Raw genomic sequence first — 23,869 nt, 5'->3', positions numbered from 1 at the left:
TCATGCTCGCGGTTTGGCACGGGCGGTAGCGGCGGCCAGCAGCGGGTTTTCCGGCCAGACATGCTTGGGATAGCGGCCGCGCATGTCGGTACGCACGTCGGCCCAGGAGCCGCGCCAGAAGCCGGGCAGGTCGCGCGTCGTCTGGATCGGCCGGTGTGCCGGTGACAGAAGTTCAAGGGTGAGCGGCACCGTGCCGTTGGCGATCGATGGATGGCGATCGAGCCCAAAGAGCTCCTGAACGCGGACCGCCAGCACCGGCCATTCGCCGTCATAGCGGATCGGCACGTGGCTGCCCGATGGCGCGTCGAAATGGGTCGGTGCCAGCACATCGACCTTGCGCTGCAGATCATGCGGCACGAACGAGGCCAGCCCGGCTGAAACGACATTGGGGCCGATCGCTGCCAGGGATGCGGCACCCGACAGGAATGGCAGCAGCCAGTCGTCGAGGCGCTCGATGAGGGCCGCGTCCGACATATCGGGCCAGGGTGCGCCGAGGCCACGATGCAGCCAGGACAGCCGATGGCGCAGCGTCTCGGCCTCCTTGCTCCAGGTCAGCAGCGACAGCCCGTGTTCCCGCAAGGCGTCAAGGATGGCGCGGTCGGCCTCGCTGCCGGCCGGTGGCGGCAGCATGCGCTCGGCCAGGGTGATGGCACCAAGGCGAACGGTTTCGCGCACGCGCACGGCACGGCGCTCGCGGTCGAAACTGGTTTGCCGGCGTGTTTCGATCCGGTCGGCCAGCGCGGCGCGGATGTCCTCCTCGCCGATGGCTGCCGCCGCCGTGATGCGTGCATTCTGCGCCTTGCCCTGCAGGTCGGCGACGACCAGAAACGGCTCGCCCGCCAGCGGGTCGGCGGCATCGAGCATGGCGCCGGAGCCATTGGCCAGCACGAAGCGGCCACGCTCGCCGCGCGCCTTGGCGACGCGGTCCGGCCAGGCGTGGATGAGAAGTGCGCCGGCAGGAGCGGCTTCGCCGTTTTTCGCCCCGCCCACCTGCCTCGCCAGCCTCTCAGCCAGTTGCCGTGCGGCGGTGGCGCGGGGTGATCGTTCAGAGCGAAAGCGCATCAGCCGCCGTTCGAGATCGGCGCCGTCGCCGCCAAGGCCGCGTTCGGTGAGCAGCACGGCCAACATCGTTGCCTCGAAGGCGTGGCCGCTGCTGGCCGCCTCGGCGACCATATGCGCCAGCCGCACCGGCAGAGCGAGCTTGCGCATCGAAGCGCCCGCTTCCGTCAGGCGCCCTGCCTCGTCGATGGCATGCAGCGCGCGCAACAACGCCCGTGCCTCGTTGAGTGCCGGAGCCGGAGGCGGATCGAGGAAGGCGAGCGCCGACGGATCGGCGACACCGAAGGCGGCGCAGTCGAGCAGCAGGCCGGAGAGGTCGGCCTCGAGGATTTCCGGCGGCGTGAAGGCGGGAAGCGCCGCCGTCTGTTCGGCCCGCCATAGCCGGACGGCGACGCCAGCCTGCGTGCGTCCGGCGCGGCCGGCGCGTTGGTCGGCCGATGCCTTGCTGACGCGCACCGTCTCCAGCCGCGTCAGGCCGCTGGCCGGCTCATAGCGCGGCAGCCGCGACAGGCCGGAATCGATGACCACGCGCACGCCGTCGATGGTGATGGAGGTTTCGGCGATCGAGGTCGCCAGCACCACCTTGCGGCGGCCAGACGGCGCCGGCTTGATCGCGGCGTCCTGCGCCTTGCCGTCGAGCATGCCATAGAGCGGCACCATATCTGTGTCGGCGCCGAGCTTGCCGGCCAGCCGCTCGGCGGTGCGCTCGATCTCGCGTTGGCCGGGCAGGAAGGCAAGCACGCTGCCGCTCTCGTCAACAAGTGCTGATCGGATCGCCTTGGCCATGGCGTCCTCGATCGGAACACCGGCTGGCCGTTCGTCGTAACGGATGTCGACGGGGAAGGCGCGGCCCTCGCTTTCGATCACTGGCGCGCCCGACAGGAGTCGGGCGACACGGGCGCCGTCCAGTGTCGCCGACATCACCAGCAGCCTGAGATCCGGCCGAAGCGCTCCTTGCACGTCGAGCGCCAGGGCCAAACCGAAATCGCCGTCGAGCGAGCGCTCGTGGAACTCGTCGAAAATGACCGCCGAGACACCGGGCAGTTCGGGATCGTCGAGGATCATGCGCGCGAGCACGCCCTCGGTGACGACCAGGATTCTTGTCGCGGCCGAGGTGCGGTTTTCCATGCGCATGGCGTAGCCGACGGTAGCGCCCGGTTCCTCGCCAAGCAATTCGGCCATGCGGCGGGCGGCGGCGCGGGCGGCGAGCCGGCGCGGTTCGAGCAGGACGATCTTGCCCGTGCCCAGCCAGGACGCATCGAGCAACGCCAGCGGCACCAGCGTCGTCTTGCCGGCGCCGGGCGGCGCCACCAACACCGCGCTGCTGCCGGCGTCGAGGGCTTCGCTCAGCGCCGGCAGCACGGCGGATACCGGAAGCTCGGGCAAGGGTTTTGTCTTCATCGCGTCCGCATATCAGCGGTCGCGGTCGCCATGCAACGGTACCGGCTTAAAGCCGGGTGCGCGAAAACGGGTTCCAGCGCACCGTGCCGAGCCGCGCTTCCTCGCGCACCATGGTCAGCAGGCCGGAGCCGCCAACGACCGCGAGGCCGACGAGCGACAGCCAATCGGGGTATTCCTGGAAGAACAGGGCGCCGAGAATCACCGCCCAGACGATCTGCGAATAATGCGTCGGCGCGATCCGGTTGGCGGGGGCATATTTGGCGGCGAGCAGCTGCAGCAATTGTCCGCCCGCGGTGAAGGCGCCCGCCATCGCCAGCCAGACAAGCTGCATGGCATTCGGCAAGGTGAACGAGGTGGCGGCGGCGCCGGCCCCGTTGAACAACAGGCCGTAGCCGACAAGCACGCCGAGCATCGATGTGCGCTTCTCCTGCTGGGCGAGCGACCGCATCAGGATGATGCTGGTGGCGGCGAGGAAGGCAACCACAAAGGCGGCCAGATGGCCGAGGTTCAATTCACGAAAGCCCGGCCGCACCACCAGCATCACGCCTGCAAAGCCGGCGACCACGGCGAGCCACCGCCACGGGCCGACCTTTTCCTTCAGGATGACCGTCGACAGGATGGTGACCAGCAGGGGCGCCAAAAAGATCAGCGCGTAGACCTCGGCCAGCGGAATGTGGGTGAAGGCATAGACGCTGAGCACGCCCGAGGCGATGCCGGCCCAGGCCCGCGCCTGCACGGCCCATGGCCGCTTCATGCGCCAGAAATCGCGCCAGCGCTCGCCCACTGGGCGGGTGAAGAACAGGAAACAGCCGGCAAACAAGGTCGCGAAGAAACCGATCTCGAAGACGGTGAACTGTCCGCCGAGGCTCTTGATAACGGCATCGCTGCCCGAATAGCTTGCGTAGGCGATCAGGGCGAGCAGAATTCCGTTCGTCACTTTTTTCATTTCCGGGGGGTGAGTGGCTTTGAAAATATTGGCGCTCGGTGCGCATCCGGACGACATCGAGATCTTCATGTTCGGTACGATGGCCGCCTATGCGGCGCAAGGCGCAGAGCTCACTTTTGCCGTGGCCACCGATGGTGCCAAGGGCGGCAAGAGTGATGCCACGGTGCTTGCCCGCGTCCGCCGAGAGGAAGCAACGGCGGCGGCCGCGCTGCTAGGTGCTGCGCCACGCTTCCTCGACTTTCCCGACGGCGAGCTGGTGGCCGATGCCGCGCTGATCGGCACGCTGAAAACGCTGATACGCGAGACCGGGCCGGATCTGGTGATCACGCATGCCCGCAACGACTATCACGCCGACCACCGCGCGCTGTCGGACGGGGTGCGTATCGCCGCCTCGTTCGCGGTTGCGGTGCTGCACGCCGACACGATGGGCGGCACAGGGTTTTCGCCGACGCACTATGTCGATATTTCCGCCTACCGGGATATCAAGACGCGGGCGATCCGCGCGCACCGCTCGCAACGGCCGGAGCAATATGTCGACAGGGCGCGCATCCAGAACGAATTCCGCGCCGGTCAATGCAACGCCGCGCCTCGTTCATTGGCCGAGGCATTTCGCTTCGAGCCGACATTTCCCTTCGCCGACATCCGCGCCTTGTTGCCGCCCGCGCCGCCTGTGCGGCCGGTGACGCCACAGACGAACCTCGTCGGTGACGCCGGCTGAACGACGGACAGCCGAGCCCTCCGACGATCATTTCCCAACGATTTCAATCCCCCGTTTCGACATGCTGCGGCGCAGCAACGAATTCGCTTGCCTTGTTTAGTAAAAATTGCATCACTAAACAAATTACTAAACATTCGCGACGCACCGCGCCGCCATGTTTGGGCCCCTGAGGAGAGGGGTTAGAGGGCTCTTGAAACCGTCATCCGGGCGCGTTTCGCAAATGGGAGGAAGGCATGAAATCGAGCTTGAAACTGGCGTTGGGACTGGCCTCGGCGATTACTGCGTCGACAGCCGTCTCGAACGTCGCGCACGCTGAAGACCTGACGCTGTGCTGGGCCGCATGGGACCCGGCCAATGCGCTGGTCGAACTGTCCAAGGATTTTACCAAGGAAACCGGCATAGGCATGAAATTCGAATTCGTGCCGTGGACCAACTATGCCGATCGCTTCCTCAACGAGCTGAATTCGCACGGCAAATTGTGCGACCTGATCATCGGCGACAGCCAGTGGATCGGCGGCGCGGCCGAGAACGGCCACTATGTCAAGCTGAACGACTTCTTCGACAAGGAGAAGATCAGCATGGACGACTTCGTGCCGGCAACCGTTGTCGGCTATTCGGAATGGCCGAAGAACACGCCGAACTACTGGGCGATGCCGGCCATGGGCGATGTCGTCGGCTGGACCTACCGCAAGGACTGGTTCTCCAAGCCGGAGCTGCAGAAGGAATTCAAGGCGAAGTATGGTTGGGATCTCGGCCCGCCGGCCACTTTCGACCAGCTGAAGCAGATCGCCGAATTCTTCCAGAAGCGGCAGATCGACGGCAAGACCGTCTATGGCGCCTCGATCTACACCGAGCGCGGCTCGGAAGGCATCACCATGGGCGCCATGGACGTGCTCTACAGCTATGGCTTCCAGTACGAGAACCCGAAGAAGCCTTACGACATGGAAGGCTTCGTCAATTCGCCCGACGCGGTCAAAGGCCTGGAATTCTACAAGGCACTCTATGATTGCTGCACGCCTCCTGGCGCCTCGAACAGCTACATGGGCGAGGGCGTCGATGCCTTCAAATCCGGCCAAGTGGCGATGCACATGAACTTCACCTTCACCTGGCCCGGCCTGCAGAAGGACGAGAATGTCGGTGGCGACAAGATCGGCTATTTCGTCAATCCGAAGGGTCCCGGCGGCGCCCAGTTCGCCCAGCTCGGCGGCCAGGGCATCTCGGTGGTGTCCTATTCCGACAAGCAGGAATCGGCGCTGAAATACATCAAGTGGTTCGCCAACAAGGACGTGCAGGCCAAGTGGTGGTCGCTTGGCGGCTATTCCTGCCTGAACGCGGTGGTGAAGGATCCGAAGTTCCCGGCCAGCCAGCCCTACGCCCAGGCCTTCCTCGACTCGATGGCCATCGTCAAGGACTTCTGGGCCGAGCCGAGCTACGCACCGCTGCTGCAAGCCTCGCAGAAGCGCTTCCATGACTATGTCGTCGCCGGCCAGGGTTCGGCCAAGGACGCGCTCGACGGGCTGGTCAAGGACTGGACGCAGGTCTTCCAGGACGACGGCAAACTGTAAGGCTCCTCCCGAGCCCGACCCAGGCGTCCCGTGCCGCTCTTGGCACGGGACGCAGTTCAGATAAATTCCATGACAGAGACGACCCAAGTGACCGAAGCAGGACTGACCATGCTCAATCGGACCGCGGAGAACGTTGCCCGGGCGACCCCGGAACCGTTGGCCCGCAAGGTTCGGGGCATCAGCGACAAGGGCCTCGCCTGGCTGTTCATCTCGCCGACGATCCTGTTGCTGCTCGCCATCAACATCTTCCCGCTGTTCTGGGCGATCTATCTGTCGTTCACCAATTACCGGGCCAACCGGCCGAACGAAGTGGTCAAGAACCTCGGCTTTGCCAACTACCAGCGCATTCTTGGCGACAAGGACGTCTGGATCGCGATGCAGACAACGGCGCATTTCGTGTTCTGGACCATCCTTCTGCAGACGCTGATCGGCTTCACACTGGCCTGGCTGATAGACCGGAAGTTCCGCGGTCACGCCTTCTGGACGACGCTTATCCTGGTGCCGATGATGCTGTCGCCGGCGGTGGTCGGCAATTTCTGGCGCTTCCTCTACGAGCCGCAGATCGGCCTGTTCTCTTATGTCATCTCGTTCGTCAGCGGCATTCCGCCGACAAGCATCCAGATGCTCTCCAACGTGTCGCTGGCGCCATGGTCTATCATCATCGTCGATACCTGGATGTGGACGCCCTACGTGATGCTGATCTGCCTCGCCGGCCTGCGCTCCATCCCCGAATATATCTATGAGGCGGCTGAGGTCGACCGCGCTTCGAACTGGCGGCAGTTCTGGTCGATCACGCTGCCGATGGCGCTGCCTTTCATCATGCTGGCGGTGCTGTTTCGCGGCATCGAGAACTTCAAGATGTTCGACATGGTCAACCTGCTGACCGGCGGCGGGCCTGGCTCGACCACCGAGGTCGCCTCGATCACGCTGAAGCGGCAGGCTTTCGAGAGCTGGCGTACCGGCTATTCCTCGGCCTTCGCCATCATCCTGTTCGTCGCGGTGTTTGGTCTCGCCAACATCTACGTCAAGGCGCTCAACAAGGTGAAGCAGAGATGAGCCTGACCACTGCCCACTCGGTCGTCGCCCCTTCGGACAATTCGAAGCGCATCGCCGGCGCGATCATCATCGCCTATGCGCTGATCTCGATCGTGCCACTGTTGTGGATCTTCGCCACCAGCTTCAAAACGCCACCGGATTCGATCGCCTATCCGCCAAAAATCCTGTTCCAGCCGAGCCTCGAGGGTTACTGCAACCTGTTCACGACGCGAACGCGGCAGACGCCGGAATACATCAACTCGCTCGGACCGGCGACCGGCTTCTGCGACGAGACCGTGCGCAAGCGCAACATGGTGATCGCCGGCCAGTCCAACTTCCTGCCGCGCTTCATCAATTCGCTGATCATCGCCTTCGGCTCGACCTTCTGCGCTGTGTTTCTCGGCACGCTCTCGGCCTATGGTTTTTCGCGCTTCAAGGTGCCGCTCGCCGACGATCTTCTGTTCTTCATCCTGTCGACGCGCTTCATGCCGCCGATCGCGGTCGCGATTCCCATCTACCTGATGTACCGCGAGCTTGGCCTCTCCGACACGGCGCTTGGCATGATCCTGCTCTACACGGCGGTCAACGTGTCGCTGGCGGTGTGGCTGCTGAAAGGCTTCATCGACGAGATCCCACGCGAGTATGAGGAAGCGGCGATGATCGACGGCTACACCAGGCTGCAGGCGTTCTGGCGCACCGTGCTGCCGCAGGCGACCACCGGCATTGCCGCAACCGCCATCTTCTGCCTGATCTTCGCCTGGAACGAATATGCCTTCGCCGCGCTCCTGACCTCCGGCACGGCTCAGACCGCGCCGCCCTTCATCCCGACCATCATCGGCGAGGGTGGCCAGGACTGGCCGGCGGTCGCCGCCGGCACGACGATCTTCCTGGTGCCGATTCTGGTTTTCACCATCCTGCTTCGCAAGCAATTGCTGCGCGGCATCACCTTCGGTGCGGTGCGCAAATGAGCATGACCAAATCAGTCAAACGCAAGTCACGCTGGCCGGTTTGGGCGCGGCGTGGGCTGATGGAAAACATCGCCACGGCATTGATCGCCATCGGCTTCCTGATGCTGTTCCAACCCTTCGCCCTGTCGCTCTACACCTATTCCTTCATCACCATGCTTGCCGGCACCGTGATGTTCATCATCGTCTCGAAGTTCCCGGAATAATCATGGCCGAGATCCGCGTCCAACATCTGAGAAAGGCCTTCGGCGATTTCGTCGCCGTGCAGGATTCCAACTTCGTCGTCGAGGATGGCGAGTTCTTCGTCATGCTCGGGCCGTCGGGCTGCGGCAAGACCACGACACTGCGCATGATCGCCGGGCTGGAATTGCCGACCGGCGGTCAGATCCTGCTCGGCGGCGACGACGTCACCATGCTGCGGGCCCGCGAGCGCGACATCGCCTTCGTCTTCCAGCTGTTTGCGCTCTATCCGCACATGAATGTGCGCAAGAACATCGGCTTTCCCCTCTTGGCGCAAGGCATGCCGTCGGCCGAAATCCGCAGCCGCGTCGAGGAGACGGCGAAGCTGTTGCGCATTGACCATCTGCTCAACAAATCCGTCTCAGGCCTTGCCGGCGGTGACCGCCAGCGCGTCGCGCTTGGCCGCGCCATTGTGCGGCGGCCAAAATGCTTCCTGATGGACGAACCGCTCGGCACGCTCGACACCGAATTCCGCGATCTGATGGTCCATGAGCTGCGCGAACTGCACAACCGCATCCACGCCACGACGGTCTATGTCACCCATGACCAGATGGAAGCGATGTCGATGGCCGACAAGATCGCAGTCATGAACCATGGCATCATCGAGCAGTTCGGCACACCGCGCGAAATCTATGACCGTCCCGCAACCATGTTCGTCGCCGACTTCATCGGCTCGCCGCCGATGAATTTTCTGGGATTCGGCGGCGGGCTCACCAAGGGCGCGAAGGAGATTGTCGTGCAGGGCGCGACGGTGGCGGTGCCGGAGGTGCGCGAGGATATTGCGCCGGCCGATATGGCGCTCGGCATTCGGCCCGAACACATCCGCTTCGACGACGCCTCGAAGCTGCGCGGCGCCATCTACGGCACCGAATATCTCGGCACCACGCAGATCGTCGCGGTGGAGACGGCGGACGGCATCATCAAGGCGCGCGTGCCGGCCGAGATCCGGCTCAATGCCGGCGATCATGTCGGCCTGACACTGAACAGCGCGCGGCTGTCGCTGTTCGACAAGGGATCCGGCCGCGCGGTGCGAACCGCGGTCCACGATACCGCCTCTCAGGGGAGAGCGCAGCATGGCTGACGTGCACATCAAGAACGTAACCAAGAGCTTTGGCGAGCATGTCGCCGTCAACGGTCTCGACCTGCATATCGCAGACGGCGAATTCGTCGTGCTGCTCGGACCAACCGGAGCCGGCAAGACGACGACGCTGCGGCTGATCGCCGGGCTGGAACGGCCGGACAGCGGAACCATCGAGATCGGCGGCCAAAATGCCACGGCCCTGTCGCCGGCCGAGCGCGACACCGCTTTCGTGTTCCAGCAATATTCGCTCTATCCGCATCTGTCGGTGTTCGACAATCTCGCCTTCCCGCTGCGCTCGCCGGCGCGGAAAATACCGGAAGACCAGATCCGGCGCCGCGTCGAGGAGGTGGCGAAGATGGTGCGCATCGATCACAAGCTCGCCAATCGCTCGACCAAGCTGTCTGGTGGCGAGATGCAGCGCGTCGCCATCGGTCGCGCCCTGGTGCGCAAGCCTTCGATCTACCTGATGGACGAACCGCTGTCGTCACTCGACGCCAAGCTGCGGGCGGATCTGCGGCTTGAATTGAAGCGCATTCAGACCGAACTCGGCGCCACCATGCTTTACGTCACGCATGACCAGATCGAGGCGATGACCATGGCCGACCGCATCGGCATCCTTGCCGATGGCGTGCTGGTGCAGATCGGGTCGCCGCGCACGATCTATTCCGAGCCGGCAAACCTGCATGTCGCGGCAAGGCTCGGCCAGCCGGCGATCAATCTTCTGCCGACTGGCCTGCTGCCCGATGGCGGCGCGCCCACCGGAACCAAGACGATCGGCGCGCGCACCGAGCATCTGGCGATCGAGAAGGCAACAAATGGCCACGCCGACGGCGTCGTCGACTGGGTCGAGCACCTGGGCGACCAGAACCATCTGCATGTGACGGTGGGGGCGAAGAAACTGGTGACGCTGACCGACCCGGACACCGATCTTGCGCAAGGCGACAAGGTGGTGATCCGCTATCGCTCGCCGCTCTATTTCGGCGCCGATGGACAAAGGCTGATGTGAACGGTTTTCGGTTGTTCGCCTGCGAAGGGTGAGCACCGGTCTCTGATTGACGATTACGAATACGGGACGAATTCGATGAAGCACTTTTTCAACCGCAGGGAAACGATCGTCACCGAGGCGCTGGACGGCCTTTTGCGGACCATTGGCTCAGGCGATCTCGCGCGCCTCGACGGCTATCCCGAGATCAAGGTCGTGCTGCGCGCCGACTGGAACAAGTCGAAGGTCAGCGTTGTCTCCGGCGGCGGCGCCGGGCACGAGCCGTCGCATGCCGGCTTCGTCGGCAAGGGCATGCTGACGGCGGCGGTGTCGGGCGAGATCTTTGCCTCGCCAAGCGTCGAGGCGGTGCTGGCGGCCATCCGCGCGGTGACCGGCCCGGCCGGCTGCCTGCTGATCGTCAAGAACTACACCGGCGACCGCCTCAATTTCGGCCTGGCGGCCGAGAAGGCGCGCGCCGAGGGGTTTGCCGTCGAGATGGTGATCGTCGCCGACGACATCGCGCTGCCCGACATCGCCCAGCCGCGTGGCGTTGCCGGCACTCTGTTCGTGCACAAGATTTCAGGCCATCTGTCGGAAGCCGGCCATGACCTGGCTGATATCGCAGCAGCGGCGCGGGCAGCGGCGAGGGACATTTTTTCGCTCGGCATGTCGCTGTCGTCCTGCTCCATCCCCGGCCAGCCGCACGAAGACAGGTTCGGCGACAATGACGGCGAGCTCGGCCTTGGCATTCACGGAGAGCCGGGGGTCGAGCGCATCGCGGTGCAAAGCGCCAACAAGCTGGTGGCGATCATGGCCGAGCGCCTCTCGTCACGGCTCGACCCGAAGGCCAGCTATGCCTTGCTGATCAACAATCTCGGCTCGGCGCCGCCGCTCGAAATGTCGCTGGTTGCCAATGCGGTGCTTGTTTCTCCATTGGCCAAGACGCTCAAGTTGACGATCGGTCCCGGACCGCTGATGACGGCGCTCAACATGAATGGCTTCTCGCTGTCGCTGATCCGGCTCGACGCAGCCCGCGAGACAGCCCTGCTGGCGCCGGTCGGCCCGCATGCCTGGATGCCGGCAAAGCCGGTCGTGACACCTGCTATCGTGCCGATGGCGAAAGCAGCCGGGCAGAGTGCTGCACATAAGGCCAGCCAGAATGCCAATACCCGGTGCCTGATTGTTACGGTCTGCGAGAAGCTGATCTCGCTCGAAGCAACGTTGAACGGACTCGACGCCAAGGCGGGCGACGGCGACACCGGCTCGACGGTGGCGACCGGCGCGCGCAGCATCCTTGAACGACTCGATACGCTGCCACTGGCCAACCCCGCGGCGACCCTTGGCGCTGTAGGCGACATTCTGAGCGCATCGATGGGCGGCTCCAGCGGGGTGCTGCTGTCGATCTTCTTCACGGCGGCAGCACAGGCCCTGGACAGCGGCGCTGAGGTGGCCAAGGCGCTGCTTGCCGGCCTAGAGCGAATGACTTTTTATGGCGGTGCAAAAATTGGCGATCGCACGATGGTCGATGCCCTGGAGCCTGCCTTGAAAGCGCTTGATGCCAATGGCTTGGAAAAGGCAGCCGCCGCCGCTCAGCGCGGCGCCGAGGCTACAGCTGCCATGGAGAAGGCGAAGGCCGGACGATCCGCCTATGTCGGCAGCAAGCTGCAAGGCGTGGTCGACCCCGGCGCCCATGCGGTTGCCGAAGTCTTCGCGGCCGCCGCCGCGCTGCTTACAGCGGCCTGATGGCATGCTGCAGTTGTCGAACGAAAATTCTTTCGCTACTGCCGGCAAGGTGGAAACCGGGACTTTGGGCGACATGGCGGCGTTAAATCTTGCCGGGCTGATAGCGGCCGCCGCTGATACGATCGCCGCTCACGCAGAGGAATTGACGGCGCTCGATCAGGCGATCGGCGACGGCGACCATGGGCTTAACATGAAGCGTGGCTTCGAGGCGGTGCGGGCCGAGGCCGAGGCGTTCTCGGCAAAACCGCTGCCCGACGCCTTGAAGGCGATCGGCACCAAGCTGGTGATGACGGTGGGCGGCGCCTCCGGCCCGCTGTTCGGCACGCTGTTCCTGGCGCTCGGCAAGGAGATTTCGGCGGACCCTGACCGTGCCAGTCTGACTGCTGCTTTCGGCAAGGCGATCGAAGCGGTGGCCGCGCGCGGCAAGTCACAGGTCGGCCAGAAGACAATGCTCGATGTGCTGCAGCCGGTGCATGACGCCTTGTCCGGCGGAAAGACGGCAGCGGAAATCGCTGACATCGCCGACGCCGCGGCAGAAGCGACCGTGCCGATGAAGGCGCTGCGTGGCCGCGCCTCCTTCCTCGGCGACCGCTCGATCGGCCATATGGATGCTGGCGCGCGCTCGACCGCGCTGCTGGTGCGGACCTTGGGGCAAGCGATCGGGGACAACGCATGAGCAATGTCGGCATCGTGATCGTCTCGCATTCGCCGCTGGTCGCGGAGGGCACGGCCGACATGGTACGCCAGATGGTGGGCGACGAAGTGCCGCTTGCGTGGTGCGGCGGAAACGGCCATGGCGGGCTCGGCACCAATGTCGAGGCGATCATGGGCGCCATCGACAAGGCCTGGTCGGAAGCCGGTGTCGCCATCCTCGTCGATCTCGGCGGCGCCGAGACCAATTCGGAAATGGCGGTGGAGATGATCGGCGAGCCGCGCGCGCAGAAGATCATTGTCTGCAACGCACCGATCGTCGAGGGCGCGGTGATGGCGGCGACCGAGGCATCCGGCGGCGCCTCGCTCAGGGAAGTGGTGGCGACGGCGCACGAATTGTCGCCGTCGTGAGTGAACGGGATTTCTGAAATGTCCGCAGCCGCCGAAGCGACCGTCCTGATCACCCACGATGTGGGCCTGCATGCGCGTCCTTCGGTGAAGTTCACCAAGCTGGCCAAGAGCTTTGCCGCCGAGGTGGAAATCGCGCTTGCCGCCAACGGTCCATGGTTCGACGCCAAGAGCATCGTCAAGGTGATGGCGGCCAAGGCGCCGAAAGGCACCGTGCTGCACATAAGGGCCAGCGGTGATGGCGCCGACGACGCCGTCCGCGCACTGATCGACCTGGTGCAGCGCGATTTCGACGAGGACGCCGGTCATGTCCGCTCGGCCTGAAGGTGGCGCGCGCCCTCGGCGGCCCGTGGGGAATGCGAGCCATGCGGATTGAGGGGATTCCGGCCTCGGCCGGCTATGCCGAAGGACCGCTGTTCGACCTCGACCGGCCGCCGGCCGTCTACGCAGGCAAAGCCACATCAGCGGAAGAGAAGACTGCGCTGGAGGTCGCGATCGGCAAGGCCGTGAGCCGGCTTTCGGCAATGGTCGAAAGCGTCGACAGCGATGCCGCCGGCATACTCGAGTTCCACATCGCCATGCTGGAGGACGACGCCTTGAGCGGGCCGGCCTTCGCGGCGATCGCCTCCGGACAGACAGCGGACGCGGCCTGGCGGCAGGCACTCGATGCCGAGATCGCCGGCTACGAGGCCTCGGACCAGGACTATTTCCGCGCCCGGGCCACCGATCTGCGCGATATCAGGGACCAGGTGCTGCGCGCCCTGACCGAGGACGGTGGCAGCACAGCACCGTCCGGTGCCATCCTCTGCGGCGAGGACATCGCGCCGACGCGCTTCCTCGAAACCGACTGGAGCCATGGCGGCGGCATCGCGCTGAAGGCGGGCAGCACCGCCAGCCACGTCGCCATGCTGGCGCGCTCGCGTGGCGTGCCGATGGTCGTGGGTTTGCGCGAACCCCTTGCCAGTCTCACAGGCGTGGTACTGCTCGACGCTGAGCACGGCAGTATCGTTCTGGCGCCTTCGCCGGCGGAGATCGGCTCGTTCCGGCAGTCGTCGTCTTCCTTCGCCGCCCGCCAGGGCGAGGCGCGGAGTTTTCTGGCGCGGCCTGCGGTGACCAAGACCGGAACGGCGGTGCGCGTGCAGGTCAACATCGCCGACCCGTCGGATGTCGACGCCATCGCCATCGCGACCTGCGACGGTGTCGGCCTGATGCGCACCGAATTCCTGTTCGGCAAGACATTGCCGGATGAGGAGACGCAGTTTCGCGCCTATCGCAAGGTGCTGGAATGGGCCGGCGACAAACCGGTGACGATCCGCACCGTGGACGCCGGCGGCGACAAGCCGGTGCCGTGCTTCACTGTCGAGGAGGGCAATCCATTCCTTGGCCTGCGCGGCATCAGGCTGTCGCTGGCGCGGCTCGACATTTTTCGCCAACAGATCAGGGCATTGCTGCGCGCCGCGCCGCACGGCAATCTCAGGGTCATGTTTCCAATGATCGCCGTCGCCGAAGAGTATGAACGCGCAGCCGCCTTGTTTGCGGAGGAGCAGGCGGCGCTTGCCGCGCGCGGCGTCGCGCACAAGATGCCGCCGCTCGGCATCATGGTCGAGGTGCCGTCGGTGGCCATCGCGCCGGAGGCGTTCGCCGGCGTCGCCTTCTTCTCGGTCGGCTCCAACGATTTGACGCAATATGTGATGGCAGCCGCGCGCGACAACGCTGCCGTCGCCCATCTCAATTCGGTCCGCCACCCCGCCGTGCTGCGGCTGATCGGCTCGGTTGTCGCTTTCGGACGCGAGAATGGAATTCCCGTAAGCCTGTGCGGCGACGCCGGCGGCGATCCCGACGCGATCCCGGCGCTGCTCGCGGCCGGCTTGCGCGACCTTTCCGTCGCACCGGCGCAACTTGCCATGGCCAAGGCGGCCATCGCGGATGTTTCGGTCTAGGCATGGCTGGCAAGACACCAGAACCCGGTTCCGAAGAGGCGATCCGTGCCTACAAGACGATCCTGTCGCAGGTCATCGACCAGCGTCCGTCCGGCATGCGCCAGCGCCTTGCCGATGCGCTTGGCAAACACCGCAGCTTCGTCACGCAGATTTCGAGCCCCACCTATTCGATCCCTATCCCGTCCAAACATCTGCCGGCGATCTTTTCCGTCTGCCATTTCAGCCCGGCTGAGCGCGACCAGTTTCTGGCCGCCTATCACCAGGCGCATCCGGGCAAGATGTCGATCGCCGCGGGAATGCGCAAGACGCGGCATGTTTCGCTCATCGTGCCGGATTTCGGCGACGACAGGCAGAATGCGGCGCTCGACCGGGCGATCAACGAATTCATCCAGAAGATCACAAGCATCACCGGGAAAGGTGGCTGATCGTCTGGCTGGGGCCTATTTCGGGAGGAGACGGCCGTGAAGAAATTTATAAACTCGGTGGACACGGTGCTAACCGAGAGCCTCGATGGTTTCGTGGCCGCCCACGCCGATATCCTCGTGCTTGGCGAGGAGCATAGATTCATCCGTCGCAAGACCTTGCGACCGGGCAAGGTGGCGCTGATCTCCGGCGGCGGCTCCGGCCATGAGCCTATGCATGGCGGTTTTGTTGGCCATGGCATGCTGGATGCCGCCTGCCCCGGCCAGGTGTTCACCTCGCCGACGCCAGACCAGATGCTGGCAGCGGCACAGGCCGTCGACACTGGTGCCGGCTGCCTGTTCATCGTCAAGAACTATGAGGGCGATGTGATGAACTTCGACATGGCGGCCGAAATGTCTGAGGGCATCCTGCAAGTGGTGACCAATGACGATGTCGCTGTCGAGAATTCATCCTATACGACCGGCCGGCGCGGCGTCGCCGGCACGCTGGTGGTCGAAAAGATCGTCGGCGCGGCCGCCGAGCATGGCCTCGCGTTGAAGCCGTTGAAGGCTTTGGGCGAACGCGTCAACGCCGCCACCCGTTCGATGGGCGTGGCGCTGACCAGTGGCACCGTACCGGCCGCCGGCAGGCCGACCTTCGACATCGGTGACGGCGAGATGGAATTCGGCGTCGGCATCCATGGCGAACCCGGCCGCCGGCGCGACACCTTGAAAAGCGCCGACGCGATCGCCGAGGAGATCTGCGCCGCTATATCAGGCGATCTCGGCGAAAGGGCGAATGGCCCGGCGCTGCTGTTCATCAACGGGTTCGGCGGCACGCCGCTGATGGAGCTCTATCTGATGTACAACAGCGCGCGAAAGATTTTCGAGAAACGCGGCGTGACGATAAGCCGTTCGCTGGTCGGCAGCTATGTCACCTCGCTCGACATGGCCGGCTGTTCGATCACGCTGACCATGCTCGATGACGAGATGACCGGCTGGTGGGATGCACCTGTCCACACTGCGGCCTTCCGCCGGGGCATGTAAAGCTGGCTTCAGCAGCGCTTTTCTGCAACCATTCCAGACAATCCACTTAAACATTTGTCCGGTTGATGCTGCCATCCCTCACCTCCGCTGAAGAAAGACTGCTGCTGCGCTTCGCCGATCCGGAGGCCGCGGCGGTCGAGGACAATCTGTCGGCAAAGGCTCTGTCGGCGCTGCTCGACAATGCCGAATTCCACGGCATCCTGCCGATCATGCTGCGCAAATTGCAGGAGAGCGGTGACGCGCGTCTGCCGCCAGACGCCGGTTTGCGGGAGAAGCTCGACGATTTGCGCGATAAGGCGACGATCGCCACCGGCCAGTCGATGCTGCTGCAATATCATGGCGACCGCATCATGAAGGGAATGGTGGCGCAAGGCATCCCGGCGCGGATTGTCAAGGGACCGGTCTTCGCGCGAAAACTCTACCGCAACGTATCCGACAGGCCATTCACCGATATCGATATCCTCGTCGAGCCCGCCAATCTTGCACCGGCAAACCAGGTCATCGCGGCATGCGGTTTCGAGCTCGGCAGCAACGAGGCCGAATCCTATCAGTTGCAGGAATTCAAATGGCTGGAGAAAGAGAATTCCAGCCTGCTCGTCGAACTGCATGGCGACCTGGTGCATGACACCGGCATGCGCCGGCGCCTGTCGCTGGGTTTTCGCGAACTGGGCATCATCGACGGCGACGCGACGGACACCCCTGCCGCGTTGCTGACGATCGCCATCGTGCACGCCGCGGGCGGGCACAAATTCCACCGGCTGCAGCTTTGCGTCGACGTGCTGCAAGGCGTGCGGGCGTTGCAATCGGCGGAATCGGAAACTCGCCTGCTCGACGCGGCGCGCATGACGGGCATCGAACTCGAACTCGCGATCGTGCTCAATGTGACCGGCCAGTTGTTCGACGAACAGCATGCGCTTGAGCTTGCCGGGCGGATCAAGCCGGACCTCTCGATCCGATTGGCCAAGCGGCTGATCACAACGAACACGCTGCTCAGGGTCAATTCCCGGGAAAAGATCGGCTCGCGCCTGCGCCGCGATGCCTTCCGCTGGATCCAGCGGCTGGCCAAGGCCAAGCCATACGTAGCCTGAACCTCCGGTTCAGTCCTGCCCGGTCAATGTGGCGCTTATCAGCGCCGCCGCGTCGGCCGGGCGTGCGCCGACTTCCAGCGTGAAGGTCGGCACCGACGAGACCAGTCTGCCGATCGTTGCCAGCCGGCGTTTCTGCGACGGCAGCAGGCCGGTCATGCCGGTGCGGACATTGTCCATGGCCAGCGCCACCATCGCGTCGGTCCGGGCCATGGGCACGAGCCGGGTCTCCCTGTCGGCGGAGCGCGCCAGGTGCAGGAGCGCGGCTACCGGCCTGGCGACCGGGCTTTCGATGCGTATAATTTCACTCAACCGTTCCAGCGAGACGGCCTGTTCGCCGTTGCGGTCCCATGATGGACCAAGGCATGGCGACACCTCCGGGATCATTCGGGCGGTGTTCTCGTGGATCTTGGCGTGGCGTGGCAGCCCCCATGCCATGGGTCGATCCGAAGCGACATTCAGGATCATGGCATCGTCGGAACAGAGGCCGAAACCTTGCGTTGCCAGGGCGAGCGATGTCGTGCTCTTGCCGGTGCCGCTTGGCGCATGGATGAGCACGACGGTGTCGTTGTCCGGCAGCGTCAGCCCGGCCGTGTGCAGCATATGCTGACCGCCAGCGTCGAGTGCGGCGTCCAGCACCAGCATCGATGGTGTCCACGCGGTTTTGCTGCCGCGACGAACCCTCAGTTGAGCCCAGCCCTCCACGTCATTGATGGCAACGGTCTGACGTTCGGGAAAAATGAGATGGACGGTGGCACCGTCGACGATCATCCGGCAGTAGCCATCTTCCGGAATCTCGCCGTCGAAGACGAGCGATCCGCCGGGTGCCTCGTCCAGGATTTCCGTCTCCGCGATATCGAGGCGAAAGCCCGGCTCGACAGCACCTTCAAGGCGCAGGATGCCCAGCATCCTGTCGAAATCCTGCCACAGCTCGGGACGTTCGGCCGATATGCCGAGAACCTGGCCGTTGAGGCCATAGGCGACAGACGGTCTGCTCAAGCGGGACGCACCTTTGCAGCATCGGCATGGTGGCGATAGATCTCGACCATGCCGGGAAGGCTGTCACTAACCACCGGCCTGCCGTCGAGGCAGACCCAGCAATGAGCCGAAACGCGTGGCGTCTGCAGCGATTTCGGATCGACACCGAAGCGCAGCTCCGGATCGAAGCCGGCGAGGCGCAGGAAGCGATGGCCGAGCAGGCCTTCCCTGAGGCATCTGCGGTCGCGCATCAGCCAGGGATGGCGCACGGTGCGGTTGACGCGGGCGACGATGTAGATGGCCGGCAGGCCGCGATAGGGTGTCGAGGAGGCGAGCGGTGCCCATTTTAGTACCCCCTCGAAGCTGCGCCTGGCAATCAAAAGCGGCATCAGCCGCGCGCTTGCCCAGAGATGGCAGCGAAACAGGGCACGCAGGAGCGGACCGTCGGCCATCAGGCAACCGGCGCGGCGAGGATACCTTCCGAGACCAGTTCGGTGGCCAGTGCCGCCATGTCCCCATCGAGCGTATCCTTGTCGACCTCGAACTCCGCGCAAAGCAGGCCAACGATCTGGTCGAGACTACGCGCGCCGTCGACCTTGTCGAGAAAGGCTTCGGTCGTGGCGTTGCAGGTATAGAGCTGGCCGCTGCGTGCCAGGAGTACGACGGCACCGTCGCCGACGTGCTGGACCGAGGCGTCGTCCGCCAGCCGCAAAACAGTTCCAGAGACAATTTCCATCTCGACCCCCAACAAACCCCGAAATGAGATAGCGCGGTGATGGGACGCTGTCTATCTGCCGGCGGGGGTAGATGGCCCATACGGCTTTGCGCCTGCAAGGGATTCCTGCCCGGCCGAAAGATGCACCGCCACCTGCTCCCGGCCGAAAATCATCCCAGAAATAGTCGTCACCATGACGCCATGGACATGCATGTTGACCGGCAGGACCGTTGCCTTTCTTCCCCAGAGTAAGGTAAGGACTCCTGGGGTTTTGGGGAGATAGCGTATGCGTTACAATTGGGAGCGGGCTCCGACGACTTTCGAACGTCATCGAAAAGCCCTGGCGGCAGCCATTTTGATCTTCGGTGGCGTAGGCCTCATGCTTGTCGCTCTGCCGATATAGTGCGATCGATTTTTGTCCAATGATTACCGGTCGTTAGGCGGCTATCGACCGGTCTCTCAGCGTGGCTGGCCGGTCACGGCAATGAAGCGCCGATCGCGCCCTTCAAAGCCCTGGCTGAAGCGCTGCACCAGAACGACAATCACCGCCGGTTTGCCGGAAGGTGTGTATTCGTAGGATTCCGACAGGCTGTAAGAGGTCGGGCAATTTCTTGAGCCCGGCACGGCCTTGTCTTCATGCAAGGTCTTGAACGGCTTGCCGTCCTGGCCCTGCAGCGTCAGCTTGAACCCAAGAGCCTTACCTGCTTTATCACCTTGAAGAGCCTGGTCGCCCTGCTGAGCGTCTTCAAAGCTCGCTGAACAATCGGCTGAACTGTTGGCCAGAATCTCATCAAGCTGGATCGTCGAAACCTCGGTTTCGTCATAGAGCGGTGAAAGCCATTTCTGCGATATCTGTTCGAGGCGGGAAATGTCGCTGTAGCCGACGATCTCGCCCGGGAAAGTAAACTTGTCCGAGGCCGTTTGCTGGCCGCGCATGGCAATGGCGTATTTCGCAACGATGGGGGCAGCCTTAGCGGCCGCTTGCGCCCTCGCCTGTTCGAGCGTCAGCGTCGACTCCTCGGATTCATCGACGACCAGGATCGGCTTGCCGCCAACGAATTCATCGGTGCGGGTGTCGATGATGTCGATCTCAGAATAACCGGAAGCCGAGGCGCCGGCATCGAGTTCGCCATACTGCTCAAAGGCGAAGTAGGCGCCGTCGGGCGAGAAACCGATGATACGACGTGCGGCCGCGTCCCAGCCTGAGCGGTTGCGGACGTGACCAGAAGCATGGCGCCGATCATCAAGGCCCGCGCCGGGCTTGCCACAATCGACCATGGATGGCGCATTGGTTGACATCTCCCCCTCGTCGCATACTTCACGACACCACTGATCCGGGTCAATACGAGACCCGTCAGACGAAAATCAGGCAAGACAGCGCCGGAAAAAACAGCATAGGCTGTTTGCAAAGACGGCAAATAGTTCCCGGGGAGGTTACGGATGGCTTCACGCTATCACGAGGTCTATGACGGCTGGAAACGCGACCCGGAACAATTCTGGGCGGACGCGGCCGCCGCCATCGACTGGTATTCGCCCTGGGACAAGGTGTTCGATGCCACCGCCGGCGTCTATGGCCGCTGGTTTACCGGCGCGACCTGCAACACCTGCTACAACGCCCTCGACCGGCATGTCGCCGGCGGGCGCGCCGACCAGATCGCGCTGATTTATGATAGCGCCATCACTGGAACGGTGAAGAAGTTCACCTATGCCGAGTTGAAGCGCGAAGTGGTGGCGCTGACCTCGGTGCTGAAGAACCGGGGCATCGGCAAGGGCGACCGCGTCATCATCTACATGCCGATGGTGGCCGAGGCGGCCATCGCCATGCTCGCCTGCGCCCGCATTGGCGCAGTGCATTCGGTCGTCTTCGGCGGTTTTGCCTCGCACGAACTGACCACCCGCATCGACGACGCCAAGCCGAAGCTGATTATCTCGGCCTCCTGCGGCCTGGAACCAGGCCGGATCGTCGCCTACAAGCCACTGCTCGACAAGGCGATCGAGATGTCCCGCCACAAGCCGGACGCCTGCCTGATCCTGCAGCGCGACCAGCTGCGCTGCGACCTGAAGGATCATTTCGACATCGACTATGCCGATGCCGTCGCCCGCGAGCGGGCGGCCGGCGCCAATGTCGACTGCGTGTCGGTGCTCGCCACCGACCCGCTTTACATCATCTACACCTCAGGCACGACCGGCCAGCCCAAGGGCATCGTGCGCGACAATGGCGGCCACATGGTCGCGCTGAAATGGACGATGGAAAACGAGTTCGGCGTCAAGCCGGGCGAAGTGTTCTGGGCGGCCTCCGATGTCGGCTGGGTGGTCGGCCACTCCTACATCGTCTACGGGCCGCTGCTGCATGGCTGCACCAGCATCCTGTTCGAAGGCAAGCCGATCGGCACGCCCGACGCCGGCACCTACTGGCGGGTCATCTCGGACCATGGCGTCGTCGCGCTGTTCACAGCGCCGACGGCGTTCCGGGCGATCAAGGGGCAGGACCCCAAGGGCGAATTCGTTCCCAGATACGATCTGTCGAAATTCCGCACGCTGTTCCTCGCCGGCGAGCGCGCCGACCCCGAAACCATCAAATGGGCCGAGCAGAAGCTCAACGTGCCGGTGGTCGACCATTGGTGGCAGACCGAGACCGGCTCGCCAATGACGATCAATCCGGCCGGGCTCGGCCTCTTGCCCGTGAAATACGGCTCGCCCGGAGTGCCGATGCCGGGCTACGACATCCGTGTGCTTGACGACGCCGGCCACGAGGTGCCACGCGGCACGCTCGGCAATGTGGTGGTCAAGCTGTCGCTGCCGGCCGGCTGCCTGCCGACATTGTGGAACGCCGACGAGCGATTCCGGCAAGCCTATCTCGACGAGTTCCCCGGCTTCTACAAGACGGCCGATGCCGGCATGATCGACGCGGACGGCTACCTCTATGTGATGGCCCGTACCGACGACATCATCAATGTCGCCGGCCACCGCCTGTCGACGGGGGCCATGGAGGAAGTGCTCTCGGCGCATCCCGATGTCGCCGAATGCGCCGTCGTTGGCATTGCCGATGCTATGAAAGGGCAAATTCCGCTCGGTTTCGTGGTGCTGAACGCCGGTGTCGCGCGCGACGGCGACGTCATCGAGAAGGAGGTCGTCGCACTGGTGCGCGAGCGCATCGGCCCGGTTGCCGCCTTCAAGACCGTGGTGACGATCAAGCGCCTGCCCAAGACGCGGTCGGGAAAGATCCTGCGCGGCACCATGCAGAAGATCGCCGACAAGGAAGCGTGGACGATGCCGGCGACCATCGACGACCCGGCCATTCTCGATGAGATTACCGCAATCCTGAAGGAGCGCGGATTCGGGCTTTGAGTCGCTGGCACGCCCGGTAGTTGTTCGCCGCCTTTGCTTGATGATGGGCCGCCCGCATCAGCAAGCAATACTTTCATTGTGCAATGCAGCAATCCGAAATACAGTCAGGGTCGGGGGGCATCGACAAGGTCGCATGGCTCAAAAAAAGATCACGTTTGGCGGTGTCGACATCCTGCGGTTTCTCGCCGCCGTAATGGTTATGGTCTATCACTACGGCTTCTGGGTGTGGGCCTATCCCGATGGCATGTCGGCCCGGGTCTCCGGCGGCGTCCCCCCGCAGCCCGAAATGGGCGCCTGGGTCGAATTCGGCTGGGTCGGTGTCCAGATATTCTTTGTCATCAGCGGCTTCGTCATCGCCTTCAGCGCCGAGAATTCGACGCCGCTGCGGTTTTTCGAGGCAAGAGTGAAACGGCTGGCGCCGGCAGTATGGATTTGCGCCCCCATCACGGCGGCTGTGCTGCTGCTGGTCGGTCTCACCTGGCCAACCGACGCCGTCATCAAGGTCGTTCGGACGAGCCTGTTCGTTCCTTACGCACCTTGGGTGGACAGCGTCTATTGGACGCTCGGCATCGAGATTGCCTTCTATGCCGTCGTCTGGACTGTGCTGCGGCTCGGCCGGTTCCACCAGATGGAAGCCGTGGCGATCGGCATCGGCCTGGTCAGCTCGCTTTTCTGGTGCCTCTACTACCCGCTCGGCTGGTCCGGCTTCGCCGAAACACGCTTGCTCGACCTGCTACGGGTGCATCATGGCGTCTTCTTCGCAACCGGCGTCATGCTCTGGCTGATGCGGTTCAAGGCGGTGACGACTGCTCGCTTGGCTTTCTGCGCCCTGTTCCTTGGCGGCGCTGTGTTGCAGATGGTCAGTTCGGTCGACGTTCATATGCTGAAGGTCGGGCAGCAGTTGCTGTTCGCGCCGCCAATCCTCGTCTTTCTCGTCGCCATCGCCTTGATGGCATCGTCGCTGCGGCTCGACCTCAACTGGAGCGGGTGGCGGCGGATCGGCCTGATGACCTATCCGCTCTACCTGATCCACGACGTCGTCGGTGCGGCAATGCTGGGACCGATGGTCCGTGCCGGAGTGCCCTATCTCTTGTCGATGGCAATCGTCGGCGCGACCATGATCGCGGCAAGCTGGCTAGTGGCCACCGAGGCCGAACCGCGCATCCGGCTGCTGCTCGACCACACCGTTTTCCGCTACCGGCTCAAGGTGGCGTAGATACCACTACGCGGAAACACGCCCGGCCTGTCCGCCAGATTGTTATCGGCGGGTACACCGCCGTCCGGCATTTACCCACTGATGCGGACAACAGGTTATTGTTTGGACCGGAGACATCGCGAACAGGTGTGCGAAGACATCGCGAACAGTTTCGTGCGCTTTGCGCGGGGAGGTTCGTGTTGCCATTCGAGGCCAGGAGCGTGATGAACCAGAAGGAAGAATTTGTGCGCCTGGCGCTGGCGCCGGGTGCGAATGTGAGTGCGCTGTGCCGTCGCTTCGGGATCGGCCGGACCTGCGGGCACAAGCTGATCGCGCGCTTTCGCGCGCAAGGCGAGAGCGGGCTTG

At 63.9% G+C, this 23,869-nt stretch carries 24 protein-coding genes; 18 read left to right on the top strand and 6 right to left on the bottom strand.

Translation table 11 applies throughout. The annotated features are described in order from the left end of the window. Both hrpB and A3A9_RS0122650 read right to left on the bottom strand, forming a co-directional pair. Complete coding sequence (gene hrpB, locus A3A9_RS0122655) at nt 1-2,460, bottom strand: ATP-dependent helicase HrpB (RefSeq protein WP_027060821.1); 2,460 nt, start codon at nt 2,458-2,460, stop codon at nt 1-3. A gap of 46 nt (nt 2,461-2,506) precedes the next feature. Further along, nucleotides 2,507-3,397, bottom strand: a complete 891-nt coding sequence (locus tag A3A9_RS0122650) for a DMT family transporter (RefSeq protein WP_027060820.1) — start codon at nt 3,395-3,397, stop codon at nt 2,507-2,509. Between the two features lie 28 nt (nt 3,398-3,425). Between A3A9_RS0122650 and A3A9_RS0122645 the strand changes: the two genes are divergently transcribed. The 15 genes from A3A9_RS0122645 (at nt 3,426) to A3A9_RS0122575 (ending at nt 17,270) form a co-directional block, all read left to right on the top strand. Continuing rightward, nucleotides 3,426-4,124: a PIG-L deacetylase family protein gene (locus A3A9_RS0122645; RefSeq protein WP_027060819.1), complete on the top strand. Its 699-nt coding sequence runs from the start codon at nt 3,426-3,428 to the stop codon at nt 4,122-4,124. A 233-nt stretch (nt 4,125-4,357) separates the two neighbouring features. Further along, complete coding sequence (locus A3A9_RS0122640) at nt 4,358-5,689, top strand: ABC transporter substrate-binding protein (protein WP_027060818.1); 1,332 nt, start codon at nt 4,358-4,360, stop codon at nt 5,687-5,689. 108 nt (nt 5,690-5,797) lie between these two features. Further along, nucleotides 5,798-6,745, top strand: a complete 948-nt coding sequence (locus tag A3A9_RS0122635; protein ID WP_027060817.1) for a carbohydrate ABC transporter permease — start codon at nt 5,798-5,800, stop codon at nt 6,743-6,745. Further along, nucleotides 6,742-7,692, top strand: coding sequence for a carbohydrate ABC transporter permease (locus tag A3A9_RS0122630; protein WP_027060816.1), 951 nt, complete (start codon nt 6,742-6,744; stop codon nt 7,690-7,692). The genes A3A9_RS0122635 and A3A9_RS0122630 overlap by 4 nt, the downstream gene beginning before the upstream one ends. Beyond that, nucleotides 7,689-7,895 (top strand): hypothetical protein, encoded by a 207-nt coding sequence (locus A3A9_RS0122625; protein ID WP_027060815.1) that lies wholly within the window; start codon nt 7,689-7,691, stop codon nt 7,893-7,895. Before A3A9_RS0122630 ends, A3A9_RS0122625 begins: the two co-directional genes overlap by 4 nt. Nucleotides 7,896-7,897: 2 nt before the next feature. Continuing rightward, nucleotides 7,898-9,010 carry an ABC transporter ATP-binding protein gene (locus A3A9_RS0122620; protein ID WP_027060814.1) on the top strand — a complete coding sequence of 371 codons (1,113 nt, stop codon included), beginning with the start codon at nt 7,898-7,900 and terminating at the stop codon, nt 9,008-9,010. Continuing rightward, nucleotides 9,003-10,016: an ABC transporter ATP-binding protein gene (locus tag A3A9_RS0122615; protein WP_027060813.1), complete on the top strand. Its 1,014-nt coding sequence runs from the start codon at nt 9,003-9,005 to the stop codon at nt 10,014-10,016. Before A3A9_RS0122620 ends, A3A9_RS0122615 begins: the two co-directional genes overlap by 8 nt. A 75-nt stretch (nt 10,017-10,091) precedes the next feature. After that, entirely contained in the window at nt 10,092-11,735 is a 1,644-nt protein-coding gene (locus tag A3A9_RS0122610) for a dihydroxyacetone kinase subunit DhaK (protein ID WP_027060812.1), read from the top strand. Between the two features lie 73 nt (nt 11,736-11,808). Further along, nucleotides 11,809-12,411 carry a dihydroxyacetone kinase subunit DhaL gene (gene dhaL / locus A3A9_RS0122605; protein WP_027060811.1) on the top strand — a complete coding sequence of 201 codons (603 nt, stop codon included), beginning with the start codon at nt 11,809-11,811 and terminating at the stop codon, nt 12,409-12,411. After that, a complete protein-coding gene (gene dhaM / locus A3A9_RS0122600; protein ID WP_006325214.1) occupies nt 12,408-12,797 on the top strand; it encodes a dihydroxyacetone kinase phosphoryl donor subunit DhaM in 390 nt (129 codons plus the stop codon). The genes dhaL and dhaM overlap by 4 nt, the downstream gene beginning before the upstream one ends. An 18-nt stretch (nt 12,798-12,815) precedes the next feature. Continuing rightward, nucleotides 12,816-13,118: an HPr family phosphocarrier protein gene (locus A3A9_RS0122595; protein WP_027060810.1), complete on the top strand. Its 303-nt coding sequence runs from the start codon at nt 12,816-12,818 to the stop codon at nt 13,116-13,118. A 41-nt stretch (nt 13,119-13,159) separates the two neighbouring features. Continuing rightward, on the top strand, nt 13,160-14,734 hold the full coding sequence (ptsP, locus tag A3A9_RS0122590; protein WP_027060809.1) for a phosphoenolpyruvate--protein phosphotransferase: 1,575 nt from the start codon (nt 13,160-13,162) through the stop codon (nt 14,732-14,734). 2 nt (nt 14,735-14,736) lie between these two features. After that, a complete protein-coding gene (locus A3A9_RS0122585) occupies nt 14,737-15,159 on the top strand; it encodes a hypothetical protein (RefSeq protein WP_027060808.1) in 423 nt (140 codons plus the stop codon). Between the two features lie 36 nt (nt 15,160-15,195). After that, the gene (dhaK, locus tag A3A9_RS0122580; protein ID WP_027060807.1) at nt 15,196-16,182 is read left to right on the top strand and encodes a dihydroxyacetone kinase subunit DhaK; all 987 of its coding nucleotides are present in this window, start codon (nt 15,196-15,198) and stop codon (nt 16,180-16,182) included. Nucleotides 16,183-16,247: 65 nt separating this feature from the next. After that, nucleotides 16,248-17,270: a nucleotidyltransferase family protein gene (locus A3A9_RS0122575; protein ID WP_027060806.1), complete on the top strand. Its 1,023-nt coding sequence runs from the start codon at nt 16,248-16,250 to the stop codon at nt 17,268-17,270. Nucleotides 17,271-17,279: 9 nt separating this feature from the next. Here the strand turns inward: A3A9_RS0122575 and A3A9_RS0122570 are convergent, their stop codons facing one another. The 4 genes from A3A9_RS0122570 to A3A9_RS41265 all read right to left on the bottom strand — a co-directional run bounded on the left by A3A9_RS0122570 (nt 17,280) and on the right by A3A9_RS41265 (nt 20,259). Beyond that, nucleotides 17,280-18,266: a serine kinase gene (locus A3A9_RS0122570; RefSeq protein ID WP_027060805.1), complete on the bottom strand. Its 987-nt coding sequence runs from the start codon at nt 18,264-18,266 to the stop codon at nt 17,280-17,282. Continuing rightward, complete coding sequence (locus tag A3A9_RS0122565) at nt 18,263-18,697, bottom strand: lasso peptide biosynthesis B2 protein (protein ID WP_027060804.1); 435 nt, start codon at nt 18,695-18,697, stop codon at nt 18,263-18,265. Before A3A9_RS0122565 ends, A3A9_RS0122570 begins: the two co-directional genes overlap by 4 nt. Beyond that, nucleotides 18,697-18,981, bottom strand: coding sequence for a PqqD family protein (locus A3A9_RS0122560; RefSeq protein WP_027060803.1), 285 nt, complete (start codon nt 18,979-18,981; stop codon nt 18,697-18,699). Before A3A9_RS0122560 ends, A3A9_RS0122565 begins: the two co-directional genes overlap by 1 nt. A gap of 438 nt (nt 18,982-19,419) precedes the next feature. Next, nucleotides 19,420-20,259, bottom strand: coding sequence for a DUF2259 domain-containing protein (locus tag A3A9_RS41265; RefSeq protein ID WP_245279100.1), 840 nt, complete (start codon nt 20,257-20,259; stop codon nt 19,420-19,422). Between the two features lie 141 nt (nt 20,260-20,400). On the opposite strand from A3A9_RS41265, the gene A3A9_RS0122550 reads away from it, so the two are divergent. From A3A9_RS0122550 to A3A9_RS45805, 3 genes are all read left to right on the top strand, one after another. Then, nucleotides 20,401-22,308 (top strand): propionyl-CoA synthetase, encoded by a 1,908-nt coding sequence (locus A3A9_RS0122550; protein WP_027060802.1) that lies wholly within the window; start codon nt 20,401-20,403, stop codon nt 22,306-22,308. Between the two features lie 133 nt (nt 22,309-22,441). Further along, entirely contained in the window at nt 22,442-23,524 is a 1,083-nt protein-coding gene (locus A3A9_RS0122545; protein WP_027060801.1) for an acyltransferase family protein, read from the top strand. A gap of 203 nt (nt 23,525-23,727) precedes the next feature. Continuing rightward, the coding region (locus tag A3A9_RS45805; RefSeq protein WP_152536155.1) for a helix-turn-helix domain-containing protein at nt 23,728-23,869 on the top strand (142 nt) is incomplete at its 3' end.

It is taken from the genome of Mesorhizobium loti CJ3sym (assembly GCF_000472785.1).
Lineage (GTDB): Bacteria > Pseudomonadota > Alphaproteobacteria > Rhizobiales > Rhizobiaceae > Mesorhizobium > Mesorhizobium loti_E.
The sequence above is the reverse complement of the archived record's forward strand: the minus strand, read 5'-3'. Positions and strand labels throughout refer to the sequence as shown.

Bases quoted from the DNA above. Each gene is read 5' to 3' on its own strand.
- A3A9_RS0122615 (WP_027060813.1), top strand. From the start codon at position 9,003: ATGGCTGACGTGCACATCAAGAACGTAACCAAGAGCTTTGGCGAGCAT.
- A3A9_RS0122620 (WP_027060814.1), top strand. From the start codon at position 7,898: ATGGCCGAGATCCGCGTCCAACATCTGAGAAAGGCCTTCGGCGATTTC.
- A3A9_RS0122575 (WP_027060806.1), top strand. From the start codon at position 16,248: ATGCTGCCATCCCTCACCTCCGCTGAAGAAAGACTGCTGCTGCGCTTC.
- dhaL (WP_027060811.1), top strand. From the start codon at position 11,809: ATGGCGGCGTTAAATCTTGCCGGGCTGATAGCGGCCGCCGCTGATACG.
- A3A9_RS0122610 (WP_027060812.1), top strand. From the start codon at position 10,092: ATGAAGCACTTTTTCAACCGCAGGGAAACGATCGTCACCGAGGCGCTG.
- A3A9_RS0122625 (WP_027060815.1), top strand. From the start codon at position 7,689: ATGAGCATGACCAAATCAGTCAAACGCAAGTCACGCTGGCCGGTTTGG.
- A3A9_RS0122560 (WP_027060803.1), bottom strand. From the start codon at position 18,981: ATGGAAATTGTCTCTGGAACTGTTTTGCGGCTGGCGGACGACGCCTCG.
- A3A9_RS0122585 (WP_027060808.1), top strand. From the start codon at position 14,737: ATGGCTGGCAAGACACCAGAACCCGGTTCCGAAGAGGCGATCCGTGCC.
- dhaM (WP_006325214.1), top strand. From the start codon at position 12,408: ATGAGCAATGTCGGCATCGTGATCGTCTCGCATTCGCCGCTGGTCGCG.
- A3A9_RS0122545 (WP_027060801.1), top strand. From the start codon at position 22,442: ATGGCTCAAAAAAAGATCACGTTTGGCGGTGTCGACATCCTGCGGTTT.
- ptsP (WP_027060809.1), top strand. From the start codon at position 13,160: ATGCGGATTGAGGGGATTCCGGCCTCGGCCGGCTATGCCGAAGGACCG.
- A3A9_RS0122550 (WP_027060802.1), top strand. From the start codon at position 20,401: ATGGCTTCACGCTATCACGAGGTCTATGACGGCTGGAAACGCGACCCG.
- A3A9_RS0122565 (WP_027060804.1), bottom strand. From the start codon at position 18,697: ATGGCCGACGGTCCGCTCCTGCGTGCCCTGTTTCGCTGCCATCTCTGG.
- hrpB (WP_027060821.1), bottom strand. From the start codon at position 2,460: ATGAAGACAAAACCCTTGCCCGAGCTTCCGGTATCCGCCGTGCTGCCG.
- A3A9_RS0122595 (WP_027060810.1), top strand. From the start codon at position 12,816: ATGTCCGCAGCCGCCGAAGCGACCGTCCTGATCACCCACGATGTGGGC.
- A3A9_RS0122635 (WP_027060817.1), top strand. From the start codon at position 5,798: ATGCTCAATCGGACCGCGGAGAACGTTGCCCGGGCGACCCCGGAACCG.
- A3A9_RS0122640 (WP_027060818.1), top strand. From the start codon at position 4,358: ATGAAATCGAGCTTGAAACTGGCGTTGGGACTGGCCTCGGCGATTACT.
- A3A9_RS41265 (WP_245279100.1), bottom strand. From the start codon at position 20,259: ATGTCAACCAATGCGCCATCCATGGTCGATTGTGGCAAGCCCGGCGCG.
- A3A9_RS0122630 (WP_027060816.1), top strand. From the start codon at position 6,742: ATGAGCCTGACCACTGCCCACTCGGTCGTCGCCCCTTCGGACAATTCG.